Consider the following 16,705-nt stretch of genomic DNA (forward strand, 5'->3'; position numbering starts at 1 on the left):
CGGGGAACCGTCGCCCGCCGTCAGGCGCGGCGGGGCCGGCCGACGAGTTGGTGCGCCCCGGCCGCGCCCGCGAGCGCGGCGGCGGAGAGCAGGCCGTACCAGAGCACGTCGTCGTGGTCGGCCGGCGCCGCCGCGAGCGGGCCCTGCGCGACGACCACGGGCGCCGCCGGGGCCTCGAGCGGCGTCGACGACGCGACGGTGGCGCCCGGAGCGGCGGAGAGCCCGGCGAGCGCGACCCCGGCGAGGGCGACCCGTCCGACGACGGGGCGGGCACGGCGGGTGCGGCGGTGTGCAGACACAGGTGTCCCCCGGGAGGTGCGCTGGGCGATGGGTTCCGAGCGATGCGCTCGTGCCCGGGTTGTCGCGACGCGCGACCGGATCGTTATCGCACCTTGACCGGGGGCACTCGAAGGAGTGACGGCGGATGCGCCATCTAGAGTCCCCGGGGTGAAGGGAATCGTGCTCGCCGGGGGCAGCGGCACCCGACTGCACCCGGTCACCCGGGCGGTCTCGAAGCAGCTCCTGCCGGTCTACGACAAACCGATGATCTACTACCCGATCTCGGTGCTCATGATCGCCGGCATCCGGGACATCCTGATCATCTCCACCCCGGTCGACCTCCCCGCCTTCCGGCGGCTGCTCGGCGACGGCTCCGAGTGGGGTGTGCGCTTCTCCTACGCCGAGCAGGCCGAACCCAACGGCCTGGCCGAGGCCTTCCTCATCGGCGCCGACCACGTCGGCGACGACACCGCCGCCCTCGTCCTGGGCGACAACATCTTCCACGGCCAGGGCTTCTCGACGATCCTGCAGCGCGCCGTCGCCCAGGTCGAGACCGAGAAGGGCGCCACCCTGTTCGGCTACCCCGTCGGCGACCCCGAGCGCTACGGCGTCGGCGAGGCCGACGCCGACGGCCGGCTGATCTCCATCGAGGAGAAGCCGGCGAAGCCGCGCTCCAACCGCGCCATCACCGGGCTCTACCTCTACGACAACGACGTCGTCTCGCTCGCCCGCTGCCTGACCCCCTCGGCGCGCGGCGAACTCGAGATCACCGACCTCAACCTCGCCTACATGCACCGCGGCGACGCCCGCCTGATCGACCTCGGCCGCGGCTTCGCCTGGCTCGACACCGGCACCCACGAGTCGCTGATCGAGGCCGGCCAGTACATCTCCGTGCTCGAGCACCGGCAGGGCGTGCGCATCGCCTGCCTCGAGGAACTCGCCCTGCGCGAGGGCTGGATCACCCCCGACCAGGCGCTGCGCCTCGGCGAGGCCCAGGGCAAGTCGCGCTACGGCGAGTACGTCATGGACGTCGCGCGCCGGGCGGGCGCGTCGTCGTAGCGGCTCAGGACGCGGTCCACCCGCCGTCGACCATCAGGTTCGTGCCGTTGACGTAGCGGGCCTCGTCGGAGGCGAGGAAGAGCGCCGCGTGCGCGACGTCGTCGGGCACGCCGAGCCGCGGAGCCGGAGTGCGGTCCCGCCAGTGGTGCTGCCAGGCCGGGTCGTCCTCGCGGCCGCCCGCCCCGGTGAGGATCTTGCCCGGTGCGACGCCGTTGCAGACGATCCCGGCCGCGCCGTAGTCGGTGGCGATCTGTCGGGACAGGTACACGACCGCGCTCTTCGAGGTCCCGTAGGCGGCGTCGCCGCGCGCCCCGATCATCCCGTGCTGACTGGACACGTTGACGATCCGGCCGCGGACGCCGTGCTCGTCGGGTTCCCGCGTGAGCATGTGCGCCACCGCGCCGCGGGTCAGCAGGAAGACCGCCGTGACGTTGACGGCGAACACCGCGTCCCACTGCTCGAGGGTGGTGTCGAGCAGCGGACGTCCGACCGAGATCGCGGCGTTGTTGACGAGCACGTCGAGGCGCCCGTGCGCGGCGACGACCTCGTCGACGAGTCCTGCGGTGGCCGCGGCGTCGGCGAGGTCGACGAGCACCTCGTGGGCGCGCCCGCCCTCGCGGCGGACGAGGTCGACGGTCGACTCCCCGCCCCCGTCGGGCGTCGACCGACGGTCGGCGCACACCACCGTCGCCCCCTCACGGGCGAACCGGACGGCGATCGCACGTCCGATCCCCGACGCGGTGCCGGTGACCAGACAGACACGGCCGGCGAGTCGGTCCATCGGTGCTCCCCTCGGGTAGACCGGACCCATGATCGACCGCGACTTCGTCGGCCACGCAGGCACCGTGCCCCTCGACCGGTGGCCGGACGGCTCGCTGGTCGCGGTCAACGTCGTCGTCAACGTCGAGGAGGGGGCGGAGGCCTCCTGGGCCGACGACGAGGGCAACGACAGCTGGGGCGAGTACACGCTGCCGATCGACCCGGCGGTGCGCGACCTCGGGACCGAGGGGCACTACGAGTTCGGCTCCCGCGTCGGCATCTGGCGGCTGGTCCGGCTGTTCGAACGGTTCGACGCCGCGGTGACCTTCGGCGTGTGCGCGCGGGCCCTCGAGCGCAACCCACCGTTCGCGGCATGGCTGCGGGCGAGCGACCACGACGTGCTGGGCCACGGGTACCGCTGGGCCGAGGTCACGCAGATGACCGAGGACGAGGAGCGCGCCGACCTCGACCACGCGATGCGGGTGCTGCCCGAGCTGGTCGGTCGCCCGGTCCGGGGCTGGTACGTGCGCTCCTTCCCCTCGCAACGGACCCGGCGGCTCGCGGCCGCCCATCCGGACCTGGCCTACGACAGCGACGCGGTCAACGACGAACTGCCGTACCGGGTCGAGGTGGACGGCCGCCCGTGGCTCGTCGTGCCGTACTCCAAGGTCCACAACGACACGCGGTACTTCCTGCCGCCCACCTACGCGACGCCACGGCACTTCGCGGAGTCGCTGATCGGGGCCGTCGACCTCCTGCTCGACGAGGCCCGGCACGGCGCCGGGGCCCGCCTGCTCACCGTCGGTCTGCACCCGCGCTGGAGCGGCCAGGCGTCCCGGGCGGTCGCGGTGCGCGACTTCCTGGCGTGGGCCACCACGCAGCCGGAGGTGTCCCTCGTGCACCGCCGGCAGGTCGCGGACTGGTGGGAGGAGTACGTCCCGGAGCGCTCCGGGTAGCTGGGGCCATGATCGGTCGTGCGCGGGAGCCGCTGGTGCTCCTGCTCGCGGCCGCCGCGCCGGTGGTGCTCGTGACGGCGGTCCTGCTCGCGCAGGCCGTGCAGCGACCGGGCGGCTACGACCCGGTCCGCCAGACGGTGAGCACGCTCGCGGGGCGCGGCGCGGACGAGCGCTGGGTCATGACGACCGGGCTGCTCGCCCTGGGACTTATCTACCTGGCCGTCGCGGCCGGGCTGCGCGCCCCGCGGGCCGGACGATGGGTGCTCGGAGCCGGGGCGCTCGCCGTCGTGGTGGTCTCCCTCGCGCCACAGCCCGCACACGGCAGCTCGGCGGTCCACATGACCGCGATGGCGTTCGCCTGCGCGGCTTTCGCGCTGTGGCCGCTGGGTCTGCTCCGCGCGCCGCACCTGCGGACGGGGTCGCTGGTGATGACGGGCATCGTCACGGCGACCGTCGTGTGGCTCTGCGCGCAGGCCTGGACAGACGGCACGTGGCTCGGCGCGGCCGAGCGGACGGTGCTGCTCGCGCAGACGGTGTGGCCGCTGCGGGTCGCCCTCGGCACCCGTCGGATCGCCGCGTCGGCCCGCTGGACGGTGGTGCTCGCCCTGGTCCCGCTCGTCGTCTTCCCGGTGGGCCTCGTCGCGGCCCAGGCCGCCCAGCCGACGGTGGACCCGCTCGCGATGTCGCTGAGCGCCCTCGAGAGCCTCGGGGCGGTCGACCGCTGGATCATGACGACGACGGTGCTGGTCGTGGGGCTCGCCTACGTCGCGGTGGCGGCCCGCCTGCACCAGGTGCCGCGCACCGGGCGCGTCCTGCTCGGCGCCGGCGGCGGTTTCCTCGCGCTCGCCGCGCTCTTCCCCCAGCCGGTCCAGGGCACCTCGTGGCCGCACATGGTGGCGGGTGGCCTCGCCTGGCTGGGGTTCGTCGGGTGGCCGCTGTCGCTCGTGCGGTCCCCGACGACGGCGCCCGGGCTGCGGCGGGCGTCGCTGGTCGCGGTCGTCGTCATGACCGTGCTGCTCGCGTGGTTCACCGTGGAGCTGGTGACGGGCGGGCCCTGGTACGGCCTCTCGCAGCGGGTGACGGTCGTCGTCCTGGGGATCTGGCCGCTCGTCGTGGCGGTTCTCGGGGCGGTGCGGCGCGCCGACCGGCAGGTGGGCCGCGCCCCGCAGGCCGTCGTCCTCAGCGGGCGGTGAGGAACTCCGGGCCGATCGCGTCCGCCAGCCTCGTGTCGTCGTTGCCGTGCCGGCGCGGCGGGCCCCGCCCCCCGCGACGACGGATGCGGTGCTCGCGGAGGGGCTGCGGCGCTGACCGGACAGGGTCGTCGAGATGGTGCTCATAGGTGCTGCAAACATCGGACCGGACCCACCAGCGCCATCTCGACGAGGAGGCGGTCGGCTCACCGCCCCCTTCTCACGCCGTCATCTCCGCGAGGCGTCGCCAGACGTCGTCGGGAATCGGCGCGCCCGTCCGCACGAACGACGCGCGCAGCGCCGGCCAGGTCGCGACGACGGGGTCCGCGCGCAGGTCGGCCAACGGGATCGGCGGGTCGAGCCGGCGCAGCACCTCGGCCGCGCAGTTCCACGGCCGCGGACCGGCCTCGTACGCCGGCTCCGACGTGACCCGCAGCAGGTAGGCGAGGTCCTTCGCGCGCTGCGACCGGTACAGCAGGGCGAGGTCGCCCGGCTGCGTGTCGCGGTGGCAGGCCCAGCGCATCGCGGGCGCGCCCGGCGCGAGCTTCGGGTGCTCGCGCCCGTCGTCGTCGAGATAGCAGTCCGGTCCGACGACCCACACCCAGTGCCCGGTCACGGCAGCCGCTCCGCGAGCGGCGGGAGCTCGAACGGGACGTGCGGCTCGGCCTGGTACCAGTAGGCGACCGAGGACCAGTCGTCGCTGCGCCGGTTGGCGTGCCCGTGCTCGATCGTCACGCGGATGCTCCGCTCGAAGACGACGGGGTCCTCGACGTGGAAACGGTACAGCGACACCGGGCCGCGCCAGTTGCGTCCGCCCGACAGCGTGACGCCGTGGTAGGGCGCGCAGTAGGCCTGCGTGGGGCACCAGGCGGTGTTGACGTAGTCCTCGGTGCCCGTGCCGTGCAGCGTCGGCGGCCAGTCGCCCGGCTCCTGGTCGACGAAGATCATGTCGTCGCCCTCGCCGTACCAGTTCCAGCGGCGCCTCCGACGTGGGCGGACGTTGAGCACGCAGCCGACGTAGTGCCCGTGGCCGCGGGCGTCGAGGATCGTGTAGTTGCCGTCTCCTGTCAGGTTCTCCCCGCCGAACTGGTAGCGGGAGTTGAGCAGGCCGGGCCGGATCCCCCGGGTGCGCTCGCGGTTCCACTGCGCGTGGAACCGGCCGATGTCCGGCCCGACCTCGTCGAGCTCCTCGTGGTCGACGTAGGAGTAGAGCCAGACCTCGCCGGGCGCCTCGTTCTGCACCTCGATGCGGGCGCCGGCGGCGAACGGCATGGCGAACCAGCAGTTCAGCGCGCGTCCGTCCTGCGGGCTCATCTGCAGGGGCGCCGACACGAAGTTCGTGGTCCGCCCGTGGCCGACACCGAAGAAGTCGCCGAGCGGGGCGGCGACGCTCGGCGACTCCTCGCCGTCCCACCACATCCGGATCGTCAGGCGGCGCAGCAGCTCGGCCCGCTTCCGCCGGGGGCCGGCCACGGTCATCCAGAGGTGGGTGACCACACCGGCCCCGTCGACGTCGAGCAGCGTCACCGACTCCCCGGCCGGGACGTGGGCGCGGTCGTCGTTGCCGCCGGTCCGGTCCCAGCTCGACGCCCGACGACGGCGGGTGCGGCGCAGGCGGGGCAGGTCCCGCAGGCTCGATCCGTGCGGGCCGTAGGCGGCGGTCATGGTCGTCCGGTTCCCGTCCGGGCGGCGGATCAGTCGGCGTGCCGGGTCGGGCTACCGGGCTACCGGGCTACCGGGTCGGCGGTCGAGCCGGGTCGGGCGCGGTCGAGCGAGCACCTGCGGTGCCCGGCCGCGCGCCGCCGGCACCGACGGTGCTCGCTGATCTTCCGCGGCCGCCCGGTCACCGGTACCGGGGCCCGTCGTAGCGGGGCTGGGCGTAGGGCGGCTGCACGAAGGGCGGCTGGTCGTAGCCGTAGTGCACGGGAGGTGCGGTGACGACCTGCACCTCGGTGCGCCGCTCCCGCTCCCGGTCGGCGGCACCGCCACGGGCGAGCGCGTAGGCGCCGCCGCCGGCCACGACCGCGATGCCCAGTCCGCCGAGGACCAGCGGCAGGGCCGACCCGCTGCCGGCGTCCGCGCCCGAGGTCGACGTGCTCGTGTGGCCGGTGCCGTGGTGGGTGCCCGAGCCGCCGTTCGAGGGCCTCACCGGGTGGACGGGCGTGACCGGGGTGACGGGCGTGACCGGGACGGCCGGGCTCACCGGGGTCGCGGCCAGGGCGGTGCCGGCCCCGATCCCGGACAGGGAGACGACGGCGGCGGCGGCGAGGGTGGCGGCGAGGCGACGGGTGTTCATGGCTGCTCCCGAGGGGTTCGGAGTCGCGGGGAGCGTCCTGACCTGGGCGTTCTCCGTGCTGACGGGATCGAGCATGGCTCCGCGGGAGGTCGCGTCGGGTCCACCGGCCGGACCCGACGCGGGGGGACGGGGGTGTCCCCCGGCCGGGGGGCGACCCGTCGTCGGGACGGGCGCGGAAAAAGATGGAACCGATCGGCGCCCGGTGCAGTCCAAGCCCCCGAGGACGAGATCGGGAGGCGCGATGGGCACGCGACGCAGGTCGGGACGGAGCACGGGGACGGCCGTTGGACGGCGGCAGGACGGGGCGACGGCGGTGCAGCTGCTGCCGCACCTGCTGGCCGTGGAGGCGCTCGGGCGGCCCCGGGTCGGGGACCGGCTGGAGGTGGTCCCCGCCATCTATGCCGGGACGATCCACCTGGGTGCCGTCCACCACGGGGTGCCCGCACCCGAGTACTGGACGGTGGACGAGTTCGGGTGCGTCGATGCCCGGGGCACCCTCACCACCGTCGCGCTCGACCCCGCCGGCGACTGCTCCTGCAGCATCGAGGTGCTCGCCGCGCGGGGCCGGCTCGCCCCCGTGAACTGGGCCGCGACCACCCCGCCGGAGGCCGACGGCCCGGCCCACGTCGACGGGTCGCTCTACCTCGACCCGGTGCTGGCCGCCGGCACGGAGCACGGCGAGGCCGTCGCGCTGTGCCGCCGCTCGTTCCGGCTCGCCGCCGTCCGCCGCTACCGGCGCACCGCCTCCGTCCCGGTCCGGCCGGTCCCCCTCGGCCGGTTCCCGGCCCCGTCGGAGGTGTCCGACGACGCGGTGTACGTCGCCGACCTCGTCGCCGAGGGGGCCGAACTCCCGACGACGCACGAGGGCGCCCGGGACGGGGCGGACGCGTGACCGCCGCGGCACACCGGTGCGGCGGCTGGAACTCGCGCGACGAGGCCCGCCGCCGCGAGGTGACCACCGTGCAGCTGCTGCCCGGGCACCTCCGGGAGGGACGGCTGCCGGTCGCCGCGGTCGGGGACGTCGTGCACGTGACGCCGATGATCTACGCCGACGAGGTCGACCGGCTCCGCTGCCGACCCACCCGGCTCTGGGACCTCGACGAGTACGGCACCGTCGTCGCCTGCGGCGTCCTGGGGGTGGACACGGTGCCCGCCGTCGAGGGGGACGCCGCCGGTGATCTCGACGTGCTCGTGGTCGGGAGGCGCTCCGTCCCGCTCAACTGCGCCGGGATGCACCCGGCGCCGGACCTCGAGCCCGGGCGCCCCGTGTACGTCGAGGGATCGGTCTACCTCGACGTCGACGTGCGCGCCCACGCCGCGACCGACCGGGCGTTCCGGCTGCAGGCCGTGCGTCGCTACCGCCTGCGGCCCGGTGGCGCCCCGCCGCGCACCGAGCGCCTCGCGCGCATCCCGGCGGGCGCGGGCATCGACGACGACGTGTTCCTGCACGTGGCCGACCTGGTGGCCGTGGATCAGCCGTGACGGGCCATCTGCTGGAGGCGCGCGATCCGGTCGGCGATCGGCGGGTGGGTGGAGAACAGCTTCGCCATGCCCTCGCCCGCCCGGAACGGGTTGGTGATCATCAGGTGGGACTGCGAGACCAGCCGGGGTTCGGGCGGCAGCGGCGCCGCCTGCGTGCCGTACTCCAGCTTGTGCAGCGCGGACGCGAGCGCGAGCGGGTCACCGGTGAGCTGCGCGCCGCTGGCGTCGGCCTGGTACTCGCGGGTGCGGCTCACGGCCATCTGCACGATGCCGGCGGCCACCGGCCCCACGAGCGCGAGCAGCATCGTCGCGAGGATGTTCCGGCTACCGCCGAAGAGCTGGGCGCCGAGCGCCACGTAGGTGACGACGCTGGAGAGCGCTCCTGACACGGACGAGATCAGGATGTCGCGGTTGTAGACGTGGGAGAGCTCGTGGCCGAGCACCCCGCGCAGCTCACGCTCGTCGAGCAGCCGCAGGATGCCGGTCGTGGCGCAGACGGCGGCGTTGCGCGGGTTGCGGCCGGTCGCGAAGGCGTTCGGCGCCTCGGTGGGGCTCACGTAGAGCCGCGGCATCGGCTGGTGCGCGGCCGAGGCGAGCTCGCGCACGATGCGGTACATCACGGGCTGCTCGGCCTCGGTCACCGGCACGGCGTGCATGGCGCGCAGCGCGAGCCGGTCCGAGAAGAAGTACGAGTAGCCGTTCACCCCGAGCGCGACCAGCAGGGCGAGGAACAGCCCGCCACGCCCGAACAACGAGCCGATGACCAGGATGAACGCGCTCAGCGCCCCGAGGAGCACGGCCGTCTTGAGCCCGTTGCGCACCGTCGTCACCTTCCCTGTCGATCCGATCGGTCGTACGCACGGATCAACGAACGGGCGCGGGAGCGCGTTCCCTGCTCACCCGCGGGCGGCGCGGATCCGCTCGGCCGGCACCCCCAGGGCCTCGAGGTCCTCCGGGCGGCTGTTGCGCAGGAAGTGCTCCATGCCGACCTTGAGGAACAGGGCCTGGGCGGTCCCGACGACCAGCCCGTCCTGCGCGTCGAGATGGGCGGTCCCGGTGACGTAGAGCTTGCGGTCGACGCGGCCGTCGACGCGGCCGCGCAGCCACAGGGTCGACCCGATCGGCATGGGGCGCCGGAAGTCGGTCTCCAGCCGGGCGGTCACGCAGGGCCGGGTGACGAGCGCGACGACCGACCCGAGGACCTCGTCGAACGCCGCGGTGAGCAGGCCGCCGTGCAGCAGGCCGGGCGCGCCCTGCTGGTCGGCCCGCAGCTCCATCCGGCTCCACACCGTGGCCGCGCCGTCCACGTCGTCGGCCACCCAGGACTGCAGTCGCAGCCCGTGGGGCAGGTCGGCGCAGCCGAAGCACACCGCGGAGTGCACCGGGATCCGCTCGCCCACGGTCGGCGCCTTCTCGTGGCGGGCGGCGGTCGTGGCGTCGGCGGGGAGTTCCAGGCTGGGGGACGCGGCCATGAGCGCACGCTAACGGTCTCGGGAAGGATGGCGACCGTGGCAGACAACACCCCCGACGTCCTGCTCGAGCGGATCGCCCCGGAGGGCGCGCGGGAGGACAGCGGCGTCATCGCGCTGGTGACGCTGCGCGACCCGAAGCGGCGCAACGCGATGAGCCGTGCCCTCTCGGACGCGCTCGTGGCGGTCCTCGACGAGGTGGAGGCCGACGAGCGCGTCCACGCCGTCGTCGTCACCGGCGCCGCCGACCGCGGACCCGCGTTCTGCGCGGGCGGCGACCTCGACGAGCTGGCGGCCGTCGGCGCGACGACCGGGCAGGACGGCGAGGACTCCATCCGCGGCGTCTACGCGGGATTCCTCCGCCTCGCCGCCTGTCCGCTGCCGACGATCGCCGCCGTCGACGGGCCCGCGGTGGGGGCGGGCATCAACATGGCGCTCGCCGCCGACATCCGGCTCGCCGGGGACACCGCGCGCTTCGAGCCCGGCTTCCTGCGCCTGGGCATCCACCCGGGCGGCGGCATGACGTGGATGACCCAGCGCCTCGTCGGGCAGCAGACCACGATCGCGATGCTGCTCGGCGGCGAGGCGATGGACGCGGCCGCCGCGGAGCGGACCGGGCTCGTGCTGCGCCGGGTCCCGGGTGAGGTGCCCGAGCAGGGCCACTCGCCCGTCGTGGTGGAGGCGCTGCGCCTCGCGGGGTTCTCGGCGCGTGCCGGTCGGGACCTGGTGCGCGCCACCAAGGCGTCGATCCGCACGACCTCCGCGCTCACCGACCACGCGGAGGCGGTGACGGTGGAGGTCGGGCCGCAGCTCGCGTCGCTGCGCTCGCCGGCGTTCCGGGAGGGGCTGGAGCGACTCCGGAAGCGGTCGTGAGGTCAGCTTGTTCGGTCCAGCGCTGTGACCCGTGACGAACCCGGCCCGTGCGGCGATCACCACAGGGTTAGCGTGGAGGTTTGACGTGGTGTTTGCGCGCGCCACGCAGGATGAGGAAGGGACTGGATCGCTCGATGAGCACTGACACCGAGGTCGGGGCCGATCTCCCCGACCGCCTGGTGGCCCACGGCGAGATCCGGCAGACCGAGGTCAGGCAGACCCACCGCGTCGTCATCCGCTTCGCCGGTGACTCCGGCGACGGGATGCAGCTGACCGGGGACCGGTTCACCTCGGAGGCCGCGGCGTTCGGCAACGACCTGGCCACCCTGCCCAACTTCCCCGCCGAGATCCGGGCCCCTGCCGGGACGCTGCCCGGGGTGTCGAGCTTCCAGCTCCACTTCGCCGACTACGACATCCTGACCCCGGGTGACCGGCCGGACGTCCTCGTCGCGATGAACCCGGCGGCGCTCAAGGCGAACCTGAAGGACCTGCCGCACGGCCAGGTGCTGATCGTGAACACCGACGAGTTCACGAAGCGGAACCTGGCGAAGGTGGGGTACGAGTCGAACCCGCTCGAGGACGACTCGCTGGCTCCGTACCAGGTGCACCAGGTCGCGATGGCGACGATCACGCGCACCGCGCTCGAGCCGACCGGCATGAGCAAGAAGGACGCCGAGCGCGCGAAGAACATGTTCGCGCTGGGGCTGCTGTCGTGGATGTACCACCGCGGCACCGAGGGCACCGAGCAGTTCCTGCGCGAGAAGTTCGCGAAGAAGCCGGAACTCGCCGAGGCCAACATCCTGGCGTTCCGCACCGGCTGGAACTACGGCGAGACCACCGAGTCGTTCGCGGTGACCTACGAGGTCGCGCCGGCCGCGCTGCCGACGGGGACGTACCGGCAGATCACCGGCAACCTCGCGCTCGCCTACGGCGTCGTCGCCGCCGGGCAGCTCTCGAAGCTGCCGGTGTTCCTCGGCACCTACCCGATCACCCCGGCCTCGGACGTGCTGCACGAGCTGTCCAAGCACAAGGGGATGGGCGTGACCACGTTCCAGGCCGAGGACGAGATCGCGGGCATCGGCGCGGCGCTGGGCGCCTCGTTCGGCGGCGCGCTCGGTGTCACGTCGACCTCCGGGCCGGGCGTGGCGCTGAAGTCGGAGACGATCGGTCTCGCGGTCGCGCTCGAGCTGCCGCTGCTGATCCTCGACGTGCAGCGCGGCGGTCCGTCGACCGGGCTGCCGACGAAGACCGAGCAGGCCGACCTGCTGCAGGCCATGTACGGCCGCAACGGTGAGGCCCCGGTGCCGATCATCGCGCCGGCGTCGCCGAGCGAGTGCTTCGACGCCGCGATCGAGGCCGCGCACATCGCGCTGAAGTACCGCACGCCGGTCTTCCTGCTCTCCGACGGCGCGATCGCCAACGGCTCCGAGCCGTGGAACGTGCCGGACGTGGCGGACCTGCCCGACCTGTCGGTCGAGTTCGCCACCGCGCCGAACTCCCCCGACGGCAGCGAGTTCTGGCCCTACCTGCGCGACGACGACACCCTCGCCCGTCCGTGGGCGGTCCCCGGCACCCCGGGTCTCGAGCACCGCATCGGTGGCCTGGAGAAGGCCGACGGACGCGGCTCGATCTCCTACGACCCGGACAACCACGACCGCATGGTCCGGCTCCGCCAGGCCAAGATCGACGGCATCGAGGTCGACGACGTCACCGTCGACGACCCGTCCGGCGAGGCCGAGGTCCTGGTCCTGGGCTGGGGCTCGACGTTCGGTCCGATCGGCGCGGCGTGCCGCCGCGTGCGGGCCGCGGGGATGAACGTGGCGCAGGCGCACGTGCGCTCGATGAACCCGCTGCCGGGCAACCTCGGCGACGTCCTGGCGCGCTACCGCCGCGTCGTCGTGCCCGAGATGAACCTCGGCCAGTTCGCGATGATGCTGCGCGCGAAGTACCTGGTCGACGTGCGCTCCTACACCAAGGTGGCCGGCCTGCCGTTCCAGGCCGAAGAGCTCGCCGGTGTCCTCACCGACGCCGTGAAGGGGGACCTTCCCGCATGACCGCCATCGATCTGCCGACCCCGAAGCTCGGTGGGCTCGACCTCGTCCCGACCACGGACGAGACGCAGAAGGCGAAGGACTACACCTCCGACCAGGAGGTGCGCTGGTGCCCGGGCTGCGGCGACTACGCCGTGCTCGCCTCGGTGCGCTCGTTCCTGCCCGAGCTCGGCCTCAAGCGCGAGAACATCGTGTTCGTGTCCGGGATCGGCTGCTCGAGCCGGTTCCCGTACTACCTCGACACCTACGGGATGCACTCGATCCACGGCCGCGCGCCCGCGATCGCGACCGGGCTCGCGGTGTCGCGCCCGGACCTGTCGGTGTGGGTCGTCACCGGGGACGGCGACGCGCTCTCGATCGGTGGCAACCACCTGATCCACGCGCTGCGCCGCAACATGAACATCACGATCCTGCTGTTCAACAACCGGATCTACGGGCTGACCAAGGGCCAGTACTCGCCGACCTCCGAAGTCGGCAAGGTCACCAAGTCGACCCCGATGGGTTCCGTCGACGCGCCGTTCAACCCGGTCTCGCTCGCCCTGGGCGCCGAGGCCACGTTCGTCGGCCGCGCCCTGGACTCCGACCGCAAGGGGCTCACCGAGGTCCTGCGCCAGGCCGCCGCCCACCGCGGTGCGTCGCTGGTCGAGATCTTCCAGGACTGCCCGATCTTCAACGACGGGTCGTTCGACGTCCTGCGCAAGGGCGACGACGTCGCCCAGCGGCTCATCCCGCTGGTCGACGGCGAGCCGATCCGGTTCGGCAACGACGGCGAGTACGGCGTCGTGCGCGCGGACTCCGGCGGGCTCGAGGTGCGCCCGGTGGCCGAGGTCGGCGAGGACGCCCTCGTCGTCCACCGTGCCGGCGAGCAGGACCCGACGCAGGCGTTCGCGCTCTCGCGCCTGTCCGACCAGGACCTGACCCACACCGTCACGGGCATCTTCCGCAAGGTCGACCGGCCCACGTACGACGACGGCGCCCGAGCGCAGGTGAAGGCCGCCACCGAGCAGGCCGAGCAGCGCGGCGACAATCTCCAGGCGCTGCTGACCGGCAAGGACACCTGGGCGGTCATGCCGACGCCCGAGCAGGAGGCGTAGCGCTCCTCCGCACGACGACGAGGCCGGTCCCCCGCAGCGGGGGCCGGCCTTCGTCGTCCCCGAGGGACACATCAGGCATCCGACGGGCCCGCGGGACCTGCCCTCCGTCACCCTCGCGAACGCGCACTCCGCTGCTCCGCCCGCCAGGCGCACACCAGGCATCCGACAGGCCCGCAGGACCTGCCCTACGTCACTCTCGCGCCGGTGCTGTCCGGCCCCAGTGCCTCCAGGGCGACCCGGCGACCCACCTCGACCGCCTCCCGCAGCACCGCCTCGTCGGTCTCGCGCTGGCCGACGTCGCGGCTGCCCGCGGGCGGCCGCAGCGCGTGCACCGTGTCCGCGCAGCGGCCGCGCAGGTCGTCCTCGTCGGCCAGCTGGCGCTCGTGGCGGTCCCGCCAGGCGGCGGCCGCGCCCGGCGTGCCGAGTCGCAGGACGAGGCGCGCCAGCAGGTCGCCGGAGCGCCACGGCGGACGGACCGGGTCGTCGGCGCGGCGGGTGCGCAGGAGGAGCACGTGCGTCATGCCCTGGGCGAGTGGTGTTCGGTAGGGCAGCGTCTCGGCCAGGGCCGCGTCGAGGAAGCGCCGCCCGCCCACCTCGACCGGCGGCCCGCCGAGGATCGGCAGGTGCGTCGACGCCCGCACGGCCGCCCGCAGCGCGGCGTCGTCGTGCACGAGGGGGAGCAGGTCCACCGAGGCGCCCGTGTCGGCGTCGGTCGCCATGGGGTGCAGCGGCACCGGCGACGACCGCACCGCCGCCCAGTCGAGCGGCACGACGTCGCGGTACAGCTCGTCGGTCACCCACCGGATGTCGACGAGCGGGCGCCCGCGCAGCATCCGCACCACGCCCGTGACCCGTCGCATCACGCCCGGCCGGTACCAGGCCGGGATGCCGCGGGCGGTGTCCCCGGCGACGAACCACGCCCCGTTGATGGTGCCGGCCGAGGCGCCGTAGACCGCGTCGAACGCCCGGGACAGACCCGCCTCGGCCAGACCGAGCGCCATGCCGCCGGAGAGCGTGGCGCGCGAGCCGCCGCCCTCGATCGCGAGCGCCACCCGGTACCCGTCGTCGCGGTCGCCCCGCTCCCGCCGGGCCCGCAGGATCTCGATCACCGGGTGCACGTGGTCGTGTTCGTCCGCCCCCGGCGCCCGGATCGCCCCGCAGGGCCGCGAGCACGTGCCCGGGGACCTGCCACCTGGTGGCGAGTAGCAGGTGCGTAGCGCACGCATCCCGTGATGGGCTCGACGTCGTGCCCGACGACCGTGCCACCGACCCGACGACGAGGCCGCCGCGCTCGGGTCTCGCCGCCGCCCTGGGCGCCTACGTGCTCTGGGGCGCCTTCCCGGCGTTCTGGCCGCTCCTCGCGCCCGCGGGGTCGGTGGAGATCCTCGCCCACCGCATCGCCTGGACGCTGGTAGGGATGCTCGTCGTCCTCACGGCGGTGCGCGGCTGGTCGCAGCTGCGCGGGCAGTCGGCGCGCACCTGGCTGACGATCACCGTCGCGAGCGTGCTCATCACGATCAACTGGGGCGTCTACATCTGGGGCGTCACGCACGGCCGCGTGGTCGAGAGCGCGCTCGGCTATACGTGAACCCGCTGGTGTCCGTCGTGCTCGCGGTGCTGGTGCTCGGCGAACGCCTGCGGCGGGTCCAGTGGCTGGCGGTGGGCATCGCGACCGTGGCCGTGGCGGTGCTCTGGGCCGGCACGGGCGCCCTGCCGTGGGTCGCCCTCGTGCTCGCCGGCAGCTTCGGCTTCTACGGCCTGCTGAAGAAGCGGGTGCCGCTCGCGCCGGTCGCGGGCCTCACCGCCGAGGGCTTCCTCCTCGGCCCGATCGCGATCGGCTACCTGGTGTGGCTGCAGGCGGTCGGGGTCGGCACGTTCGGCCACGGCACCGGGCACACGGTGCTGCTGGTCCTCGCCGGTCCGGTCACCGCGCTGCCGCTGCTGCTGTTCGCCTTCGGCGCGAAGCGGCTCCCGCTCGCCACCCTCGGCCTGCTGCAGTACGTCAACCCGACGATGCAGTTCGCGTGGGGCGTGCTCGTCGACCACGAGCCGATGCCACCCGCGCGGTGGGTCGGGTTCGTGCTCGTGTGGGTCGCGCTGCTGGTGTTCGCGGTCGACGGGTGGACCTCGTCCCGACGACGCGCCGGGCGCGCCGTCGGGACCCGCGAGACTCAGCCGACGCGGTCGACGGTGTAGTCCAGCAGAGCCGCGAGCGCGTCCCGGGCGGGGCCGGCGGGCAGCCCGGCGAGCTCGGCCCGGGCGGCGTCGGCCTGCTCGTCGAGCGCGGCGCGGGCCCGGGCGAGGCCGTCGGAGGCGCGCAGGATGCCGAGGGCCTCGTCGACCACCGCGTCGTCGGTGATCTCCTTCTCCCCCACCCCGAGTGCCCGGAGCCGGTCGGCGTCCGGGCCGTCGTCGGCCAGCGCGTAGAGCACGGGCAGCGTCGCGACGCCCTCCCGCAGGTCGGTGCCCGGGGTCTTGCCGGAGTCCCCGGACGGCGAGGCGATGTCGATGATGTCGTCGGAGACCTGGAAGGCCGTGCCGATGATCTCGCCGAAGCGCCGCATCGCCTCGACGTGCTCCGGGGCCGCACCCGCGAACATCGCACCGAACCGGCCCGCGGTCGCGATGAGGGAGCCGGTCTTCTCCGCGATGACGGCCATGTAGTGCTCGATCGCGTCGTCGCCGCGGGCGCCGCGGGTCTCGCGCATCTGGCCGGTCACCAGCTCGGCGAAGGTCTCCGCGATGATCCGGACCGCCTCCGGCCCGAGCTGGGAGACCAGCCGGGACGCGTGGGCGAACAGGTAGTCGCCGGTGAGGATGGCGACGGTGTTGTCCCACCGCGCGTTCGCGCTCTGGGCGCCGCGGCGCATCACGGCCTCGTCCATGACGTCGTCGTGGTAGAGCGTCGCGAGGTGGACGAGCTCCACCGAGGTCGCGGCGACCACCACGTCCTCGCTGGTGCCGCCCGCCAGCTGGGCGGCGAGCAGCGTCAGGAGCGGCCGGAACCGTTTGCCGCCGGCCTCGATGAGGTGCAGCGACGTGTCCGCGACGAAGCGGTAGTCGCTGTGCACCTCCTGCCGGAGCAGGTCCTCCACCCGTTCCAGTCCGGACGCCACCTCGGCCGCGAGGGCCTCGTCACCGAGGGGGAGTCCGGCGACCTGGGTCAGTCCGTGCGGGGCCGGGCGCTGCGTGCTCAC

19 protein-coding genes are annotated in these 16,705 nt (G+C 74.0%); 10 read left to right on the plus strand and 9 right to left on the minus strand.

Going from position 1 to position 16,705, the window contains the following annotated elements; genetic code table 11:
- Nucleotides 1-20: 20 nt before the first annotated feature.
- Nucleotides 21-299, minus strand: a complete 279-nt coding sequence (locus ACQPYX_RS27615; RefSeq protein WP_433800467.1) for a hypothetical protein — start codon at nucleotides 297-299, stop codon at nucleotides 21-23.
- A 148-nt stretch (nucleotides 300-447) separates the two neighbouring features.
- Between ACQPYX_RS27615 and rfbA the strand changes: the two genes are divergently transcribed.
- A complete protein-coding gene (gene rfbA, locus ACQPYX_RS27620; protein WP_433800468.1) occupies nucleotides 448-1,338 on the plus strand; it encodes a glucose-1-phosphate thymidylyltransferase RfbA in 891 nt (296 codons plus the stop codon).
- A 4-nt stretch (nucleotides 1,339-1,342) separates the two neighbouring features.
- Here rfbA and ACQPYX_RS27625 read toward each other — a convergent pair whose 3' ends face one another.
- Nucleotides 1,343-2,119 carry an SDR family NAD(P)-dependent oxidoreductase gene (locus tag ACQPYX_RS27625; protein WP_433800469.1) on the minus strand — a complete coding sequence of 259 codons (777 nt, stop codon included), beginning with the start codon at nucleotides 2,117-2,119 and terminating at the stop codon, nucleotides 1,343-1,345.
- A 28-nt stretch (nucleotides 2,120-2,147) separates the two neighbouring features.
- Between ACQPYX_RS27625 and ACQPYX_RS27630 the strand changes: the two genes are divergently transcribed.
- Entirely contained in the window at nucleotides 2,148-3,053 is a 906-nt protein-coding gene (locus tag ACQPYX_RS27630) for a polysaccharide deacetylase family protein (protein ID WP_433800470.1), read from the plus strand.
- Between the two features lie 8 nt (nucleotides 3,054-3,061).
- Entirely contained in the window at nucleotides 3,062-4,246 is a 1,185-nt protein-coding gene (locus ACQPYX_RS27635; protein WP_433800471.1) for a DUF998 domain-containing protein, read from the plus strand.
- A gap of 217 nt (nucleotides 4,247-4,463) precedes the next feature.
- On the opposite strand, the gene ACQPYX_RS27640 is transcribed toward ACQPYX_RS27635, so the two are convergent.
- The 3 genes from ACQPYX_RS27640 to ACQPYX_RS27650 form a co-directional block, all read right to left on the minus strand.
- The gene (locus ACQPYX_RS27640) at nucleotides 4,464-4,859 is read right to left on the minus strand and encodes an EVE domain-containing protein (RefSeq protein WP_433800472.1); all 396 of its coding nucleotides are present in this window, start codon (nucleotides 4,857-4,859) and stop codon (nucleotides 4,464-4,466) included.
- Complete coding sequence (locus ACQPYX_RS27645; protein ID WP_433800473.1) at nucleotides 4,856-5,908, minus strand: glycoside hydrolase family 172 protein; 1,053 nt, start codon at nucleotides 5,906-5,908, stop codon at nucleotides 4,856-4,858. Before ACQPYX_RS27645 ends, ACQPYX_RS27640 begins: the two co-directional genes overlap by 4 nt.
- A 178-nt stretch (nucleotides 5,909-6,086) precedes the next feature.
- The gene (locus ACQPYX_RS27650; RefSeq protein ID WP_433800474.1) at nucleotides 6,087-6,539 is read right to left on the minus strand and encodes a hypothetical protein; all 453 of its coding nucleotides are present in this window, start codon (nucleotides 6,537-6,539) and stop codon (nucleotides 6,087-6,089) included.
- Nucleotides 6,540-6,780: 241 nt separating this feature from the next.
- Between ACQPYX_RS27650 and ACQPYX_RS27655 the strand changes: the two genes are divergently transcribed.
- Both ACQPYX_RS27655 and ACQPYX_RS27660 read left to right on the plus strand, forming a co-directional pair.
- On the plus strand, nucleotides 6,781-7,431 hold the full coding sequence (locus ACQPYX_RS27655) for a hypothetical protein (protein ID WP_433800475.1): 651 nt from the start codon (nucleotides 6,781-6,783) through the stop codon (nucleotides 7,429-7,431).
- Complete coding sequence (locus tag ACQPYX_RS27660; protein WP_433800476.1) at nucleotides 7,428-8,021, plus strand: hypothetical protein; 594 nt, start codon at nucleotides 7,428-7,430, stop codon at nucleotides 8,019-8,021. Before ACQPYX_RS27655 ends, ACQPYX_RS27660 begins: the two co-directional genes overlap by 4 nt.
- Here the strand turns inward: ACQPYX_RS27660 and htpX are convergent.
- Both htpX and ACQPYX_RS27670 read right to left on the minus strand, forming a co-directional pair.
- Nucleotides 8,012-8,851 carry a zinc metalloprotease HtpX gene (gene htpX, locus ACQPYX_RS27665; protein ID WP_433800477.1) on the minus strand — a complete coding sequence of 280 codons (840 nt, stop codon included), beginning with the start codon at nucleotides 8,849-8,851 and terminating at the stop codon, nucleotides 8,012-8,014. The two genes, ACQPYX_RS27660 and htpX, sit on opposite strands and share 10 nt — an antisense overlap.
- A 66-nt stretch (nucleotides 8,852-8,917) precedes the next feature.
- Entirely contained in the window at nucleotides 8,918-9,493 is a 576-nt protein-coding gene (locus ACQPYX_RS27670) for a PaaI family thioesterase (protein ID WP_433800478.1), read from the minus strand.
- A 27-nt stretch (nucleotides 9,494-9,520) separates the two neighbouring features.
- Between ACQPYX_RS27670 and ACQPYX_RS27675 the strand changes: the two genes are divergently transcribed.
- From ACQPYX_RS27675 to ACQPYX_RS27685, 3 genes are all read left to right on the plus strand, one after another.
- The gene (locus ACQPYX_RS27675) at nucleotides 9,521-10,363 is read left to right on the plus strand and encodes an enoyl-CoA hydratase-related protein (protein ID WP_433800479.1); all 843 of its coding nucleotides are present in this window, start codon (nucleotides 9,521-9,523) and stop codon (nucleotides 10,361-10,363) included.
- A 134-nt stretch (nucleotides 10,364-10,497) separates the two neighbouring features.
- Nucleotides 10,498-12,417, plus strand: a complete 1,920-nt coding sequence (locus ACQPYX_RS27680; protein ID WP_433800480.1) for a 2-oxoacid:acceptor oxidoreductase subunit alpha — start codon at nucleotides 10,498-10,500, stop codon at nucleotides 12,415-12,417.
- Complete coding sequence (locus ACQPYX_RS27685) at nucleotides 12,414-13,508, plus strand: 2-oxoacid:ferredoxin oxidoreductase subunit beta (RefSeq protein ID WP_433800481.1); 1,095 nt, start codon at nucleotides 12,414-12,416, stop codon at nucleotides 13,506-13,508. The genes ACQPYX_RS27680 and ACQPYX_RS27685 overlap by 4 nt, the downstream gene beginning before the upstream one ends.
- Before the next feature lie 185 nt (nucleotides 13,509-13,693).
- Here the strand turns inward: ACQPYX_RS27685 and ACQPYX_RS27690 are convergent, their stop codons facing one another.
- Nucleotides 13,694-14,617 carry a patatin-like phospholipase family protein gene (locus ACQPYX_RS27690; protein WP_433800482.1) on the minus strand — a complete coding sequence of 308 codons (924 nt, stop codon included), beginning with the start codon at nucleotides 14,615-14,617 and terminating at the stop codon, nucleotides 13,694-13,696.
- A 137-nt stretch (nucleotides 14,618-14,754) separates the two neighbouring features.
- On the opposite strand from ACQPYX_RS27690, the gene ACQPYX_RS27695 reads away from it, so the two are divergent.
- A complete protein-coding gene (locus ACQPYX_RS27695) occupies nucleotides 14,755-15,096 on the plus strand; it encodes a hypothetical protein (RefSeq protein WP_433800483.1) in 342 nt (113 codons plus the stop codon).
- Nucleotides 15,097-15,104: 8 nt separating this feature from the next.
- Nucleotides 15,105-15,704: an EamA family transporter gene (locus tag ACQPYX_RS27700; RefSeq protein ID WP_433800484.1), complete on the plus strand. Its 600-nt coding sequence runs from the start codon at nucleotides 15,105-15,107 to the stop codon at nucleotides 15,702-15,704.
- Here ACQPYX_RS27700 and ACQPYX_RS27705 read toward each other — a convergent pair.
- Nucleotides 15,680-16,705, minus strand: coding sequence for a polyprenyl synthetase family protein (locus ACQPYX_RS27705; RefSeq protein WP_433800485.1), 1,026 nt, complete (start codon nucleotides 16,703-16,705; stop codon nucleotides 15,680-15,682). The two genes, ACQPYX_RS27700 and ACQPYX_RS27705, sit on opposite strands and share 25 nt — an antisense overlap.

This window comes from Actinomycetospora sp. CA-084318 (genome assembly GCF_050955885.1).
Lineage (GTDB): Bacteria > Actinomycetota > Actinomycetes > Mycobacteriales > Pseudonocardiaceae > Actinomycetospora.

Bases quoted from the DNA above. Each gene is read 5' to 3' on its own strand.
- ACQPYX_RS27675 (WP_433800479.1), top strand. From the start codon at position 9,521: ATGGCGACCGTGGCAGACAACACCCCCGACGTCCTGCTCGAGCGGATC.
- ACQPYX_RS27630 (WP_433800470.1), top strand. From the start codon at position 2,148: ATGATCGACCGCGACTTCGTCGGCCACGCAGGCACCGTGCCCCTCGAC.
- ACQPYX_RS27680 (WP_433800480.1), top strand. From the start codon at position 10,498: ATGAGCACTGACACCGAGGTCGGGGCCGATCTCCCCGACCGCCTGGTG.
- ACQPYX_RS27625 (WP_433800469.1), bottom strand. From the start codon at position 2,119: ATGGACCGACTCGCCGGCCGTGTCTGTCTGGTCACCGGCACCGCGTCG.
- ACQPYX_RS27635 (WP_433800471.1), top strand. From the start codon at position 3,062: ATGATCGGTCGTGCGCGGGAGCCGCTGGTGCTCCTGCTCGCGGCCGCC.
- ACQPYX_RS27685 (WP_433800481.1), top strand. From the start codon at position 12,414: ATGACCGCCATCGATCTGCCGACCCCGAAGCTCGGTGGGCTCGACCTC.
- ACQPYX_RS27670 (WP_433800478.1), bottom strand. From the start codon at position 9,493: ATGGCCGCGTCCCCCAGCCTGGAACTCCCCGCCGACGCCACGACCGCC.
- ACQPYX_RS27650 (WP_433800474.1), bottom strand. From the start codon at position 6,539: ATGAACACCCGTCGCCTCGCCGCCACCCTCGCCGCCGCCGCCGTCGTC.
- ACQPYX_RS27645 (WP_433800473.1), bottom strand. From the start codon at position 5,908: ATGACCGCCGCCTACGGCCCGCACGGATCGAGCCTGCGGGACCTGCCC.
- ACQPYX_RS27655 (WP_433800475.1), top strand. From the start codon at position 6,781: ATGGGCACGCGACGCAGGTCGGGACGGAGCACGGGGACGGCCGTTGGA.